General features: G+C 58.0%; 15 protein-coding genes. 7 read left to right on the top strand and 8 right to left on the bottom strand.

The genetic code is table 11. The features are described 5' to 3' along the window. Nucleotides 1–104: 104 nt before the first annotated feature. The 7 genes from EYD00_RS13755 to rsmI form a co-directional block, all read right to left on the bottom strand. The gene (locus EYD00_RS13755; protein WP_004439498.1) at nucleotides 105–1205 is read right to left on the bottom strand and encodes a sn-glycerol-3-phosphate import ATP-binding protein UgpC; all 1101 of its coding nucleotides are present in this window, start codon (nucleotides 1203–1205) and stop codon (nucleotides 105–107) included. A gap of 10 nt (nucleotides 1206–1215) precedes the next feature. Then, nucleotides 1216–2058 (bottom strand): sn-glycerol-3-phosphate ABC transporter permease UgpE, encoded by an 843-nt coding sequence (gene ugpE, locus EYD00_RS13750; protein ID WP_004439496.1) that lies wholly within the window; start codon nucleotides 2056–2058, stop codon nucleotides 1216–1218. An 11-nt stretch (nucleotides 2059–2069) separates the two neighbouring features. Next, complete coding sequence (locus tag EYD00_RS13745; protein ID WP_020011090.1) at nucleotides 2070–3038, bottom strand: ABC transporter permease subunit; 969 nt, start codon at nucleotides 3036–3038, stop codon at nucleotides 2070–2072. 82 nt (nucleotides 3039–3120) lie between these two features. Continuing rightward, a complete protein-coding gene (locus EYD00_RS13740; protein ID WP_004439491.1) occupies nucleotides 3121–4419 on the bottom strand; it encodes an extracellular solute-binding protein in 1299 nt (432 codons plus the stop codon). Nucleotides 4420–4526: 107 nt separating this feature from the next. After that, nucleotides 4527–5087 (bottom strand): sugar O-acetyltransferase, encoded by a 561-nt coding sequence (locus tag EYD00_RS13735; RefSeq protein WP_004439487.1) that lies wholly within the window; start codon nucleotides 5085–5087, stop codon nucleotides 4527–4529. 10 nt (nucleotides 5088–5097) lie between these two features. Next, complete coding sequence (locus EYD00_RS13730) at nucleotides 5098–5466, bottom strand: YraN family protein (RefSeq protein WP_004439484.1); 369 nt, start codon at nucleotides 5464–5466, stop codon at nucleotides 5098–5100. Further along, nucleotides 5456–6397, bottom strand: coding sequence for a 16S rRNA (cytidine(1402)-2'-O)-methyltransferase (rsmI, locus tag EYD00_RS13725; RefSeq protein ID WP_004439482.1), 942 nt, complete (start codon nucleotides 6395–6397; stop codon nucleotides 5456–5458). Before rsmI ends, EYD00_RS13730 begins: the two co-directional genes overlap by 11 nt. A 265-nt stretch (nucleotides 6398–6662) precedes the next feature. On the opposite strand from rsmI, the gene dnaN reads away from it, so the two are divergent. The 6 genes from dnaN to EYD00_RS13695 all read left to right on the top strand — a co-directional run bounded on the left by dnaN (nucleotide 6663) and on the right by EYD00_RS13695 (nucleotide 11380). After that, nucleotides 6663–7781: a DNA polymerase III subunit beta gene (gene dnaN, locus EYD00_RS13720; RefSeq protein ID WP_006699698.1), complete on the top strand. Its 1119-nt coding sequence runs from the start codon at nucleotides 6663–6665 to the stop codon at nucleotides 7779–7781. Nucleotides 7782–7974: 193 nt separating this feature from the next. Next, nucleotides 7975–8568, top strand: coding sequence for a phospholipid N-methyltransferase PmtA (gene pmtA, locus EYD00_RS13715; RefSeq protein ID WP_004439477.1), 594 nt, complete (start codon nucleotides 7975–7977; stop codon nucleotides 8566–8568). A 94-nt stretch (nucleotides 8569–8662) separates the two neighbouring features. After that, entirely contained in the window at nucleotides 8663–9259 is a 597-nt protein-coding gene (locus EYD00_RS13710; protein ID WP_034496334.1) for a histidine phosphatase family protein, read from the top strand. Nucleotides 9260–9263: 4 nt separating this feature from the next. Then, nucleotides 9264–9971 (top strand): orotidine-5'-phosphate decarboxylase, encoded by a 708-nt coding sequence (pyrF, locus tag EYD00_RS13705; protein ID WP_004439469.1) that lies wholly within the window; start codon nucleotides 9264–9266, stop codon nucleotides 9969–9971. A gap of 20 nt (nucleotides 9972–9991) precedes the next feature. Then, nucleotides 9992–10279: a DUF1330 domain-containing protein gene (locus EYD00_RS13700; RefSeq protein ID WP_004439466.1), complete on the top strand. Its 288-nt coding sequence runs from the start codon at nucleotides 9992–9994 to the stop codon at nucleotides 10277–10279. A gap of 120 nt (nucleotides 10280–10399) precedes the next feature. Next, on the top strand, nucleotides 10400–11380 hold the full coding sequence (locus EYD00_RS13695) for a complex I NDUFA9 subunit family protein (RefSeq protein WP_004439463.1): 981 nt from the start codon (nucleotides 10400–10402) through the stop codon (nucleotides 11378–11380). Between the two features lie 578 nt (nucleotides 11381–11958). Here EYD00_RS13695 and EYD00_RS13680 read toward each other — a convergent pair. Further along, the gene (locus EYD00_RS13680; RefSeq protein ID WP_004439460.1) at nucleotides 11959–12765 is read right to left on the bottom strand and encodes an undecaprenyl-diphosphate phosphatase; all 807 of its coding nucleotides are present in this window, start codon (nucleotides 12763–12765) and stop codon (nucleotides 11959–11961) included. Nucleotides 12766–12923: 158 nt separating this feature from the next. On the opposite strand from EYD00_RS13680, the gene EYD00_RS13675 reads away from it, so the two are divergent. Beyond that, a complete protein-coding gene (locus tag EYD00_RS13675; RefSeq protein WP_006699702.1) occupies nucleotides 12924–13616 on the top strand; it encodes a glutathione S-transferase family protein in 693 nt (230 codons plus the stop codon). The last annotated feature ends 12 nt before the right edge of the window (nucleotides 13617–13628 follow it).

Genomic DNA, 13628 nt, shown 5'->3' with positions numbered 1-13628 from the left:
AAACCCCCGTGAAATATTGGAGGCCTTTTATCATCGGGATCGTAACAAACCAGTTTTGACAATCGGCGCAATTTTAGCCATCGCGCCGATTTCAGGTGACGAACTCAGGCCGTCGCCAGTTGAGCATCCTGCGCCACCGTCTGTTCCGCTCTGCTGGCGATACGCTTGCCAGTTTCGCTGGAGAAGAAGTGCAGTTTTTCCGGAGCAATCGTCACCGAAAGCGCGGACGGAACCTCGACGTCAGGCGGAAAGGCCACGGTCAGGCTCTGATCGCCGATCATGCCGTGTATAAGACGTTGCGAACCCAGCTCCTCAATATAATCCACGCGAAGTGCGAAACTCTGGGCGTCAGCAGCAGCGAGACGAAAATCTTCCGCCCGCATTCCAACAGTCACCGGGCCGGACGTGGGGGCAAAGCCATTGAGCGCAAACAGCGACGGTCCGATGGCAAGGCTATCGCCGTGCAATTCGGCGCTGAGAAGATTCATGGCCGGAGAGCCGATGAAACTTGCGACGAAGGTTGAGGCAGGCGTGTGATAGACATCCAGCGGCGCACCGATCTGCTCGATACGGCCGCCATTCAGCACGACGAGACGGTCGGCCAGCGTCATGGCTTCCAACTGGTCATGGGTAACGTAGATCGATGTCGTGCCAAGACGTTTTTGCAGCCGCTTGATTTCGCCGCGCATGGAAACACGCAACTTGGCATCGAGATTGGACAGGGGTTCGTCGAACAGGAAGGCAGCAGGCTTGCGAACGATCGCACGCCCCATGGCGACGCGCTGACGCTGACCACCGGAAAGGGCGCGTGGCTTGCGGTCCAGATAGGGTTCGAGTTGCAGCATACGCGCCGCTTCAGCCACACGGGCGTCAATTTCCGCCTTGGGTGTCCTGCGGTTCTTCAGCCCGTACTCCAGGTTCTCGCGTACCGACATATGCGGGTAAAGCGCGTAGTTCTGGAAGACCATGGCGATATCGCGGTCGGCCGGATCGGTCTGGTTGACCACCCGGTCGCCGATCTTCACCGTGCCTTCTGAAATATCCTCAAGCCCGGCGACCATACGCAAAAGCGTGGACTTGCCGCAGCCGGAGGGACCGACGAGAACGATGAACTCGCCGTCCTTGATGTCGATATCGACATGATGCACGGCGCGCACGCCGCCATGATAATCCTTGCAGACCTGACTGATTTCTATCGCGGCCATTTCGGTCTCCTTATTTATCGCTCTCGGTCAGGCCCTTGATGAACCAGCGCTGGAAAATAACGACGATCAGCACGGGTGGCAGCATGGCCAGCACGGCGAGCGCGAAAGCTTCGTTGTAATCGGGGATTTGCGAACCGACCCAGACCTGCAGGATCGACTTGATGCCACGCATCAGGGTGAAGAAACTCTCATCCGTCGTCATCAGCATGGGCCAGAGATACTGATTCCAGCCATAAACGAACATGATGATGAAGATTGCCGCCATCATCGTGCGCGACAGCGGAATGAGAACGTCGACGAAAAATTTCACTGGCCCCGCACCATCGATACGGGCAGCCTCCAGCAGCTCCTCAGGCACGGATTTGAAGAACTGCCGGAAATAGAAGGTGCCCGTCGCCGAAGCGAGAAGCGGCACGATCAGACCGGTATAGGAGTTCAACAGTCCGAGTTTGCTCATTACCTCGTAGGACGGCATGATGCGCACTTCGAGCGGCAGAAGCAGCGTGGTGAAAATGATCCAGAAGGCGAGCGTCGCAAAACGGAAGCGGAAATAGACGATCGCATAGGCCGCCGTCATCGACAGGACGATTTTGCCGACGGCAAAGCCGATGCCGAGGATCAGCGAATTCAACACCATGTTCAGGCCTGTAACCTGTCCGGTGAAACCACCCTTCTGGGTAAGGACCTTCTCATAGGTTTCGATGAAATTGTCGCCGGGAATGATCGCAAGGCCGCTGCGGTGAATTTCAGCCGCCGTGTGAGTGGACGTCATGAAGGCCACGACAACAGGCAGGATCAGAAACAATGCGCCAATGATCAGCACCAGATGATCGAGGGGTTTGGTCTTGTACATCGTCTTTTCCCTCAATTGTAATGGATGCGCTTCTCGATGAAGCGGAACTGGATGATGGTGAGGACGAAAACGACCAGCATGAGGATGACGGACTGCGCCGAGGAACCGCCGATGTCATTGCCGCGGAAACCGTCGAGGAACACCTTGTAGACCAGCGTAATCGGGTTGTTGGCGGCCTTATCCTTCACCATCACGTCAATGACGCCGAAGGTGTCGAAGAGCGCATAGGTGATGTTGATGATCAGCAGAAAGAAGGCCGTGGGCGCCAGGAGCGGCATGATGACGGTCCAGAACCGGCGAAAGCCCGAACGGCAATCGATGGACGCGGCTTCCCGCACGGAGACCGGAACGCCCTGGAGACCGGAGAGGAAGAAGATGAAGTTGTAAGGAATCTGCTTCCAGACCGCGACAACGATCATGGCAAAGGCCGTATCAAAATAATTGAGGCCGACCTTCATGTCCCAACCGAGAAACGCGGCCATCTTCACGAAGGGGCCGATATGCTGGTCGAAAAACATCATGCCGATAAGGCCGGCGACCGGCGGCGCGATGGCGTAGACGGAAATCAGCAGCGTCTTGTATGTCGAACTGCCGCGAATGACCGCATCCGCCTTGACGGCGAGCAGCAGGCCGAGCGCCAGCGAAAAGAAGGTGACGAGCACGGTGAAGACTACCGTGAATTTCGCGATGCTGAGATATTCGGGGCTGAAGATCGCATCCGAATAATTGGCGAGTCCAACGAAGGAAGCGCCGAACCCGAACGGGTCTTCGATATAGAAAGACGAATGGATGGCCTGAACGGATGGCCAATAGAAGAAAATGAAAATCACCGCAAGCTGCGGTGCCAGAAACAGATAGGGCACAAAGGACGAAGAGAACTGCACGCGCTTCATGCCGGCTTCTGCGGGCTTGGCGGGTTTTCCAGCCTTTGCGGACCGACCGGAGAAAAACCGGCGCGGTTGAGACGATGTATAGGCCACGCTTGCGCCTCCTTATCCAGAAGTGAGCCTCCCTTCCGTCAGAAAGGAGGCTCGACAAGATCAACGGTTTCGAAGAGATCGATCAGCCGGCCGTCTTGGCGAAGCGGGCCAGAAGGTCGTTGCCTTCCTTCTCGATAATTTCGAAAGCAGCCTTCGGCGTGACTTCGCCGGAGAAGATGCGGTTATATTCGCGTTCCATCACGGCGCGGATCTGCGGGTAGAAGCCGAGGCGATAACCCTTGGACCAGTCGCCACCCTGCAGTGACAGCTGTTGGATGCCGACTTCGGCGACCGGCTTTTCCTTGTAGTAGCCTTCAGCCCTGGCCTTTTCATAAGCGGCCTTGGTGATGGCGACGTAACCGGTTGCCTTGTGATAGAAGACCTGGATTTCCGGCGAGGTCAGGAACTGGAAGAAGTCGGCCACGCATTTGTTTTCGGCTTCGGACTTGCCCGACATTGCAAAGAGGGCAGCGCCGCCGATGAAGGAGTTGGTACCCGCGCCCTTGATGGAGCCCCAGTAAGGGAGGAAAGTTGCCGAGAATGGCATTGTGGCCGTCTTCTGAAGGCCGCCGAAGGAACCCGACGAACCGATCCAGAGTGCTACCTTACCTTCTTCGAAGGGCTTCTGGTTGTCGTTCCAGCCGGCGCCGTAATAGGCAAACAGGCCCTTGTCCTTCCAGTCCTTCAGCTTCTCGAACATCATGACGAGGTTCGGGTCGGTGACCTTGAGCTTGGTGTCGGTGACGCTGTCGTAACCATTGTTGTTCGTGGCGAACTGGATGTTGTTACGCGAGAAGAAGTTCTCCGTGAACTGCCAGGTCAGCTGCGACTGGACGAGCGGAATATAGCCGGCTTCCTTCAGCTTCGGGGCGACCTTTTCAAAGTCTTCCCAAGTCTTCGGAGCTTCGACGCCAGCCTTCTTCAGGGCCTCGTCGTTGATGTACATGATGGGAGCGGAGGAATTGAACGGCATGCCGACAAACTTGCCGTCAGCGGCAGCGTAGAAGTAGCGCACGCCGTTGATAAAGGCGTCGCGATCGAACTTGTAACCGGCCTTGGTGATCAGGTCTTCGGCAGGAATGACCGCGCCCTTGGCGTTGATGATGGTGGCAGCACCTGCATCGAAAACCTGAAGAATGTTCGGCTGTTCGCCCGAACGGAAAGCTGCGATGCCGCTGGCGAGAGCTTCTTCATAGGAGCCCTTGGAAACCGGCGTCAGCGCGCATTCTTTCTGGGCTTCGTTGAATTTCTGGGCGACTTCGTTGATGACTTCGCCGTTACGGCCGCCCATGCCATGCCACCAGGTGATGTTGGTCGCAGCCATGGAAGAGGTCGCGGAGATGCTGACAGCCACAGCGGCCATGGAAATCTTCTTGAACATATCAAATCCTCTCCACCATTTATTGGGGTGAGGATGCGAATAGAGAGGTTCAATGACGCCTCTTTGACAGTTCCATGTCAGATTTATTACAGCGGCGGATGAAAATCTCAGTCGGATATGCGTTTCAGGGGCCGCGCCGGGTTCCCGACCACCGTCACGCCTGCAGCGACGTCGCGTGTGACGACCGAACCGGCACCGACAATCGCACCGTCAGCCACTGTCACACCCGCAAGCAGAATCGCTCCGCCGCCGATCCAGACGTCGCGACCGATGGCCACGGGTTTTGCGATTTCAATTCCTTGCGCACGCGGCACCGGGTCGAGATGGTGTTCCGCACAGTAAATCTGCACCGCAGGCCCCAGCATCGCGCCATCGCCTATCGTTACCTTAGCGGAATCGAGAATGGTGCAGCCCGCGTTGAGATATACATTCTTTCCCAGCGCGATATTAAAGCCGTAAGCGCAATGAAACGGCACTTCGAGAAACGCGCCTTCCCCGACAGAATTAAACAGCGCTCGCAGCAGCGGTGCAATTGCCCCGCGCTCATCCGGCGGCATCGTATTGTGCTGGTGGACGGCCCCTCGTGCGCGCCGGCGCAATATATCCAGCTCGCCATCCATGCAGCTGTACCATTCGCCCGCGGCCATTTTTTCACGCTCGGTGGACATCGTCTCCCCTTCAAAAGGCATCGATAAAATGCTGCGGCAGACCTCGCGGCAGAATGGCGACGATATCGAAGCGCAGTGAAAGCCGCCCGGCATCGCCGTGGCGGGCCAGCCACAGGTCCGCAGCCGCCCGGATGCGTTGCTGCGAATGAAAGCCGACGGCATCGATCGCGCTGATGCCGGACGGCCGGGCCTTGACCTCCACAAACGCGACGACGTCCGCCTTGCGGGCGACAAGGTCAATCTCCCCCAGCCGGGTGCGATAACGAATGGCGAGAATGCGATATCCCTTCAGCAGCAGAAAAAGTGCCGCCCAATATTCCGCAGCATGACCACGCCGCTCGGCTTTTCGCCTTTTATCGTTTCGCCAGTTAGCGGCCATCCGCTTCCTTCATGTCCAGTAGCCTTTGATAAAGCTCCTTGCGCGGCAGGCCCGTCAGCTTCGCCGCTTCGCCTGCAGCCCTTGCAGCGGGCATGGTGGCGACCAGATCCTTCAGCAGTTTCTCGACATCCTCGATATCGGGAATCTCGTCATAGGAAGGCGGCTCCACCAGAAGCACGATCTCGCCCTTTACCACACGGTCACCGTCATAGTAATCCGCAAGCTCACCGAGCGTGCCGCGGCGGAATTCCTCGAACGTCTTGGTCAGCTCGCGGCAGACCACGGCACGGCGCTCACTGCCAAGCACTTCCGATGCGACCTTGATGGAAGCGCTGATGCGATGCGGTGATTCAAAAAAAATGAGGGTCGCGGGGATTTTCGCCAGTTCGGCAAAACGGTCGCGCTTGCCGCGGTCCTTTACAGGCAGGAAACCAGCAAACAGGAAGGCGTCGCTTGGCATGCCCGAACCGACCAGCGCGGCTAACGGCGCCGAGGCGCCCGGCACCGGCACGACGCGATGCCCGGCCTCGAGTGCAAGCTGGCCGAGCCGGTAACCGGGATCGGAAACAAGCGGCGTTCCCGCATCCGACACCAGCGCCACGGATTTTCCTGCTTCCAGCGCCGCGATGAGCTTTGGCCCCACTTCGTTCGAATTGTGCTCGTGATACGCAAACGGACGGGTACGGATACCGTAACGCTCGAGCAGGATGCGCGTGACGCGGGTATCCTCGCAGGCGAGAACATCAGCAGAAGCCAGCGTCTCCAGCGCGCGAATGGTGATGTCGCCCAGATTGCCGATGGGGGTGGCGACGAGATAAAGCGCGCACTCCAGCGGACGCGCGGGAATTGTGGCCGCCCCGATCCTGAATTCCTTCACCGCCTGCCTGGCGCCAATCTTCGATGTTTCTTCCGTCACACGGCTTCCAATCATTCTTGCCGATCATTTCCGGCCGGTCGCTCCAGTTATTCCTCTTTATGGGCAATTGAAAACCGGCGAACAAGGGCAACGGGCGGCGCCAGCCTGTGGATCATGTTGTATAGCAGCAAAATGACCCGCGGCAGACGAACTCGGCTCTTGCATTCTCCGCAATAACTCTGCCATTTTGCCCGTCCACATTATCCGGCATTTGCCGGTGAAGACTCTTCTTGCCGATCCGGCGGTGGCCGGTTCGCAACGGTTGAAAGCGGTAGTGTCCATGCGTATTACTCTTGAGCGGTCGAACCTTCTGAAATCGCTGAACCACGTCCACCGGGTCGTCGAGCGTCGCAACACGATCCCGATCCTGTCGAACGTTCTGCTGCGCGCTTCCGGCGCCAATCTTGACATGAAGGCGACCGACCTCGATCTCGAAATCACCGAAGCGACCCCGGCCATGGTGGAGCAGGCGGGCGCCACCACCGTGCCGGCACACCTGCTTTATGAAATCGTGCGCAAGCTGCCGGATGGTTCCGAGGTGCTTTTGGCGACCAATCCGGACGGTTCCTCCATGACCGTCGCCTCTGGCCGCTCGAAGTTCTCGCTGCAATGCCTGCCCGAGGCGGATTTCCCTGACCTGACAGCCGGCACCTTCAGCCACACCTTCAAGCTGAAGGCGACCGATCTGAAGATGTTGATCGACCGCACGCAATTCGCGATTTCAACGGAAGAGACACGTTATTACCTGAACGGCATTTTCTTCCACACCATCGAAAGCAATGGCGAGCTGAAGCTGCGCGCTGTCGCAACCGATGGTCACCGTCTGGCACGCGCCGATGTGGACGCGCCGTCCGGTTCCGAAGGCATGCCTGGCATCATCATTCCGCGCAAGACTGTCGGTGAATTGCAGAAGCTGATGGACAACCCTGAGCTTGAAGTCACCGTCGAAGTCTCGGATGCGAAAATCCGCCTGACCATCGGCTCGGTCGTTCTGACCTCGAAGCTGATCGATGGGACTTTCCCGGATTACCAGCGCGTGATCCCCACGGGCAACGACAAGGAAATGCGGGTCGACTGCCAGTCTTTCGCCCAGGCCGTCGATCGCGTTTCGACCATTTCGTCCGAACGTGGCCGCGCCGTGAAACTCGCCCTCACCAATGGACAGCTCACTCTTACCGTCAACAATCCCGATTCGGGCAGCGCGACGGAAGAAGTTGCCGTCGGCTATGACAATGATTCGATGGAAATCGGCTTCAACGCGAAATATCTGCTCGACATCACCTCACAGCTTTCCGGTGACGACGCGATTTTCCTTCTGGCAGATGCAGGGTCGCCGACGCTGGTTCGTGACACCGCCGGCGACGATGCCCTGTATGTTTTAATGCCGATGCGCGTGTGAGTACGCTGATTTCTTTCCATTTTAGCCAAAACGCCGGTGGATCGCTCCGCCGGCGTTTTTGATTCGATTATCGCCGCCTTGGACCCGGAGGCGAATTTTCCCAGTTACGACATTTTGCCTTGTTTTTGCGCCAAATGGGATCAACATTGCGTAACTGTTTTTTGACAATGACCAAATGCATCTGAGGGGAATTATGGCACTTAACCTGAAGCAACGCCTTGAACAGAAATTCGAGGAAGAAATCCGCTTTTTCAAGGGCATGGTCAGCCAGCCGAAAAAAGTCGGCGCCATCGTACCGACATCGGCCATCACAGCGAAAAAGATGGCGAGTGTCATCAATCCCCATTCCGGCCTGCCGGTTCTTGAACTCGGCCCAGGCACGGGTGTCATCACCAAGGCCATCTTGGCGCGCGGCATCAAGCCGGAGAATTTGACCGCCATCGAATATTCGACCGATTTCTATAATCAGCTGCTCAAAAGCTACCCCGGCGTCAACTTCGTCAATGGGGATGCCTTCGATCTCGATGCGACGCTCGGCGAACACGCGGATCAGATGTTCGACAGTGTCATTTCAGCCGTGCCGATGCTGAATTTTCCGATGGCCGCCCGCATCAAGCTTCTCGACGAATTGCTGAAGCGCGTGCCGCATGGCCGCCCCGTGGTGCAGATATCCTATGGCCCGATCTCGCCGATCGTCGCACAGCCGCATCTTTACCACATTCGTCATTTCGATTTCATCGTGCGCAATATTCCGCCGGCGCAACTGTGGACCTATACTCGGGCCTGACGTCCGGCAGATCGAGAAAATCCGTCATTTCCCGGTCGTAGCGCATGGTTAGGATGTCGATGCCCTTTCCATGGCCTTTTGGGGACCGATTGCCGTGCATGCTCTCTACATTACCCACCCCCAGGTCAGAATAGATCCGGCTGTTCCCGTTCCTCAATGGGGGCTTTCGGAAAGAGGTGCCGAGCGGGCGCGAGAGGCAGGCCGCCTGCCTTGGGCACTGGCATTGCGCCATATCGTTTGCAGCGCCGAGACGAAGGCGATTGAAACCGCCCGTATCCTTGCCGAGACATCCGGAGCGGACATACAAATCGTCGAGGAGATGCATGAAAACGACCGGTCCTCCACCGGTTTCCTGACGCCACCGGAATTCGAGAAGGCGGCGGACTGGTTCTTCGCTCACCCGCAGGAAAATTTTCGCGGCTGGGAGCGGGCAATCGATGCGCAGGCGCGGATTGTCAATGCCGTCAGAGCTATTCTTGACCGGCACGATACACAGCGGCCTATCGCCTTTGTCGGCCATGGCGGTGTGGGCACACTTCTGAAATGCCATATAGAAGGCCGCCGCATCAGCCGCAGCGAGGACCAGCCACCCGGCGGCGGCAATCTCTTTCGCTTCTCCATCGCCGACTTTTCACTTGCAGCCGCCTCCCCCGCATGCGACTGGACGGCAATGGAAACATGGCAGGGATAAGACAATGACCGCGCGCGAAAAACTCATCGTCGGGCTCGATGTTCCGACTGTGCAGCAGGCCGAAGACATCGTTTCAAAAATCGGCGACGAGGTTCTTTTCTACAAGATCGGTTATCAGCTCGTCTTCGCCGGCGGTCTGGAATTCGCGCGCGACCTTGTCCAAAGCGGCAAGAAGGTCTTCCTCGACATGAAGCTGCTCGATATCGACAACACCGTCGCCTCCGGTGTCGAAAACATCGCCCGGATGGGCATGTCGATGCTGACGCTTCATGCATATCCCAAAGCCATGCGTGCTGCCGTCAAGGCAGCGGAAGGTTCCGGCCTCTGCCTGCTCGGTGTCACGGTGCTGACGTCGATGGATGACAGCGATCTGGCCGAAGCCGGTTACGCCGCGGATGCCCGTTCGCTGGTGCTGCGCCGCGCGGAACAGGCGCGCGAGGCGGGCATGGGCGGCATCGTCTGCTCGGCGGAAGAATCGACCGCCGTGCGCGAAATCCTCGGCCCCGATCTTGCCGTCGTTACCCCCGGCATTCGCCCCGCAGGCGCCGATCTCGGCGATCAGAAACGGGTGATGACGCCTTACGACGCCATCAAGGCGGGTTCGAGCCATCTGGTCGTCGCCCGACCGATCGTCAGGGCGGAAGATCCCAAAGCGGCGGCCCGCGCCATTCTCGATGACATGCTGCGCGCCAGCTTTCCAGCCAATCAATAATGACGACGGGAGGAGATGAAATGGCAAAGGGATATTGGATCGCCCGCGTCGATGTTCGCGACAGCGAGCGTTACAAGGACTACGTCTCAACGGCAAAACCCGCCTTCGAGCGGTTCGGTGCGAATTTCCTCGCTCGTGGCGGTGCTTTGACCGAGCTTGAGGGCAAGGCACGGGCGCGCAACGTCGTCATCGAGTTTCCTTCGGTGCAACACGCCATCGATTGCTACAATTCCCCCGAATACCAGGCAGCCGCCAAAATTCGCCAGGAAGTCGCGGATGCGGAAATGGTTATCGTCGAGGGAATTTGACCGTCGTCAACCCTATGTCCCAAACCCGCCTCTTCCCGGCGAGAACATCTCTTCCCGTGCGCGCGGCTTTGGGCTAAGAGACTGAAAAACGCTTTATCGACAGCTTCTGAGGAGCCTCCCATGACCTTGGCCAACCTTCCACCCCTCGTCACCGTATTCGGCGGTTCGGGTTTTGTCGGGCGGCATGTGGTGAGACTGCTCGCCAAGCGCGGTTATCGCATTCGTGTCGCCGTGCGCCGACCCGATCTCGCCGGCTTTTTGCAGCCGCTTGGCAATGTCGGCCAGATTTCCTTTGCGCAGGCCAACCTGCGTTACCGCGATTCCATCGTCAAAGCCGTGGAAGATGCGGATCATGTGGTCAATTGCGTCGGCATCCTGACCGAAAGTGGCCGCAACACCTTTGACGCCGTGCAGGAATTCGGCGCGAAAGCCATCGCCGAGGCCGCCCGCGATGCCGGCGCCACGCTGACGCATATTTCCGCCATCGGCGCGGAAGCCAGTTCGTCCACGGGTTACGGCCGCACCAAGGGCCGCGCCGAAGCTGCTATCCATTCCGTTCTGCCCGCCGCCGTTATCCTGCGTCCTTCGATCATCTTCGGACCGGAAGATGATTTCTTCAACAAGTTCGCGAAGATGGCCCGCGGCATGCCCTTCCTGCCGTTGATCGGTGGCGGAAAAACCAGGTTCCAGCCGGTTTATGTCGAGGATGTCGCGGAGGCCGTCGCCCGTAGCGTTGACGGCAAGCTGAAACCCGGCGCCATCTATGAGCTCGGCGGCCAGGATGTGATGACGTTCCGCGACTGTCTTGAGGCCGTTCTTGCCGCCACCTATCGCGAACGTCCGTTCGTCAATCTGCCTTTCGGCGTTGCCTCGATGATCGGCAAGGTTGCTTCGATGGTGCCGCTGATCGCGCCACCGCTGACATCCGATCAGGTGACCATGCTGAAAAAGGACAACGTCGTTTCCGCCGAGGCGGAAAAGAACGGCCTGACGCTGGAAGGCATCGGCATTACGCCCGTTCGTGTTGCGTCTGTTCTGCCGTCCTACATGGTGCAATATCGCCCGCACGGCCAGTTCTCGAATGCGGGCAAGGCGGCCTGAGCTCTGCCGCCATGCGGCACCTACTAGAAAGGCGGGACTTGTTCCCGCTTTTTTTGTGCATTCTTCATCGCAACCAAACCGCTTTCGGTGCATTTCTCCTTAGATAACGGGGAGGAGACGACATCAATATCGGAGCGGGCGAGCCGCTGGAAAAGGTTAACGGCGGAAAGGTCTCCGCAGGCAAGCGTGGCACAAGCGCAACTGTGGAAAAGACTTCGCATTAACCCGGTATTCAACAAGCTGCTTTATTGATATTCGCCACATTCCAAACATATCCCGAACCCTCAATTCACACACGGCGGCACGATCCGCGCGAACGAACGTCTGAAAGGCAATCATAAAATGGGCAGATCTATCGCACTCTTTTTTGCGTGTGCGGCTTTGGTGGTTCTGGCGGGTTCATTCATGGCACCGGGCACGGTTGCAGCGGGCAAGAGCGGTTGTGCTCCGGCTTATGGCGTGGACCCCTGTGCGACGGCTTCGATCAGCACCAACTGACCAGCCTTTAGAAGTTTAAAAAAAAGCGCCGCCGGTTTTCCGGGGCGCTTTTTCTTTTTCAGACCATATAAATTAAAGCCTCAGTCCAGGACCAGAAGCGCGATAAGTCCCAGCGACCCGATGGCGATGCGCCACCAGGCGAAGGGCGCGAAGCCCCGTCGCGAGACGAAATCCAGGAGCGAGCGAACGACAAAAAGACCCGAGACGAAAGCGGCGATGAATCCGACGGCGATCAGAGCGCCGTCATCGAAACTCAGGGCATCGCGGTTCTTGTAAAGATCGAGCGTAAACGCGCCGAGCATGGTCGGCATCGCCAGGAAGAACGAAAATTCGGCGGCGGAGCGCTTGTCCGTGCCCATCAGCAACGAGCCGACGATCGTGGCACCGGAACGCGATGTGCCGGGAATCATCGCGAGGCACTGGAAGAGGCCGATCTTGAATGCAAGCGACGGCGGATAATCCATGATGTCGGTATATTTCGGGTTCAGCGGCATGCGGTCGACGGCAAGCAAAATGACCCCGCCGATGATCAGCACCACGCAGATGAGCATGGGCGTTTCAAACAGGACGGTCTTGATGAAGTCATGCGCCAAGGCGCCGATGATGGCCGCCGGCAGGAAGGCGAGAGCGACGGCCAGCACGAAGCGGCGCGCTTTCGCGCTTGTCGGCAGAGCGAGCGCTATCGATACAAGCTTTTGGAAATAAACAAGAAGTATCGCAAGGATCGCACCGAGCTGGATGAGAACCGCAAAGGTGTTGCCGGGTGATTTGAAGCCGAGGAAGTGCCCGGCCAGCAGCACATGCGCCGTTGACGAAACGGGAATGAACTCCGTCAGACCCTCGATGATACCCAGCAGAAGCGCGCTGATGATCGATTGGTCACCCATGAGGAATCCTTCTTTTCAGGGGGAAGTGGCAATGGACGGCAATTGCGTTAAACTTGTTTTAAAGTCGCCAAGCTCTTATAGCGTCTTGATGAAGCGAAACTGAAAAAGTTTTCCGGCAGATGCCGATCATGACAACCAATCGTAAAAATTGAGTACCGATGCCAACTCTCTATCACTCTCCGATGTCGACCGCATCCCGGTTCGTTCGTCTGATCCTTGCGGAATACGGGTTCCAGACCGATCTCGTGGAGGAGCAACCGTGGGAAAGACGGCGGGAGTTTCTGGCGCTCAATCCGGCCGGCACCCTGCCGGTCTATCTCGACGACAATATGCGCTCCCTCAGCGGGCCTTACGTGCTTGCGGAATTTCTCGATGAAACCCATGGGGTTTTGAAGCGTGACAGGCGTCTTCTGGCGGAAGACCCGTTTCAGCGGGCGGAAATTCGCCGCCTGACGGAATGGTTTCTGCAGAAGATGGAAAATGACGTGACCCGGCCGCTGGTGCGGGAGCGTGTTTACAAATTGCAGATGACGACCGCGCAAGGCGGCGGCCCGCCGGATTCCAAATTGCTGCGCACAGCCCGCAACAATATCCGCCAGCACATAAAGTATCTGGAATGGCTGGCCGGTTCGCGCACATGGCTGGCGGGTGATCGGCTGAGCTATGCCGATCTTGCTGCTGCTGCCGCGGTTTCGGTTCTGGATTATCTCGGCGAGATCAACTGGCTCGAGGCACCCATCGCCAAGGAATGGTACCAGCGGGTGAAATCCCGTCCGTCCTTCCGGCCGTTCCTGAGCGAGCGTATTCCACGCCTCGCCCCCTCCTCCCATTATGCCGATCTGGACTTTTAAGTTCAGCCTTTC

It is taken from the genome of Agrobacterium sp. 33MFTa1.1, from assembly GCF_004328495.1.
GTDB lineage: Bacteria > Pseudomonadota > Alphaproteobacteria > Rhizobiales > Rhizobiaceae > Agrobacterium > Agrobacterium pusense.
This window is presented reverse-complemented; position numbering and strand designations above follow the sequence as displayed.

What these genes read in the sequence shown, in the direction of transcription:
- EYD00_RS13755 (WP_004439498.1), bottom strand. Translation starts at nt 1,205, where the DNA reads ATGGCCGCGATAGAAATCAGTCAGGTCTGCAAGGATTATCATGGCGGC.
- ugpE (WP_004439496.1), bottom strand. Translation starts at nt 2,058, where the DNA reads ATGTACAAGACCAAACCCCTCGATCATCTGGTGCTGATCATTGGCGCA.
- EYD00_RS13740 (WP_004439491.1), bottom strand. Translation starts at nt 4,419, where the DNA reads ATGTTCAAGAAGATTTCCATGGCCGCTGTGGCTGTCAGCATCTCCGCG.
- EYD00_RS13735 (WP_004439487.1), bottom strand. Translation starts at nt 5,087, where the DNA reads ATGTCCACCGAGCGTGAAAAAATGGCCGCGGGCGAATGGTACAGCTGC.
- EYD00_RS13730 (WP_004439484.1), bottom strand. Translation starts at nt 5,466, where the DNA reads ATGGCCGCTAACTGGCGAAACGATAAAAGGCGAAAAGCCGAGCGGCGT.
- rsmI (WP_004439482.1), bottom strand. Translation starts at nt 6,397, where the DNA reads ATGATTGGAAGCCGTGTGACGGAAGAAACATCGAAGATTGGCGCCAGG.
- dnaN (WP_006699698.1), top strand. Translation starts at nt 6,663, where the DNA reads ATGCGTATTACTCTTGAGCGGTCGAACCTTCTGAAATCGCTGAACCAC.
- pmtA (WP_004439477.1), top strand. Translation starts at nt 7,975, where the DNA reads ATGGCACTTAACCTGAAGCAACGCCTTGAACAGAAATTCGAGGAAGAA.
- pyrF (WP_004439469.1), top strand. Translation starts at nt 9,264, where the DNA reads ATGACCGCGCGCGAAAAACTCATCGTCGGGCTCGATGTTCCGACTGTG.
- EYD00_RS13700 (WP_004439466.1), top strand. Translation starts at nt 9,992, where the DNA reads ATGGCAAAGGGATATTGGATCGCCCGCGTCGATGTTCGCGACAGCGAG.
- EYD00_RS13695 (WP_004439463.1), top strand. Translation starts at nt 10,400, where the DNA reads ATGACCTTGGCCAACCTTCCACCCCTCGTCACCGTATTCGGCGGTTCG.
- EYD00_RS13680 (WP_004439460.1), bottom strand. Translation starts at nt 12,765, where the DNA reads ATGGGTGACCAATCGATCATCAGCGCGCTTCTGCTGGGTATCATCGAG.
- EYD00_RS13675 (WP_006699702.1), top strand. Translation starts at nt 12,924, where the DNA reads ATGCCAACTCTCTATCACTCTCCGATGTCGACCGCATCCCGGTTCGTT.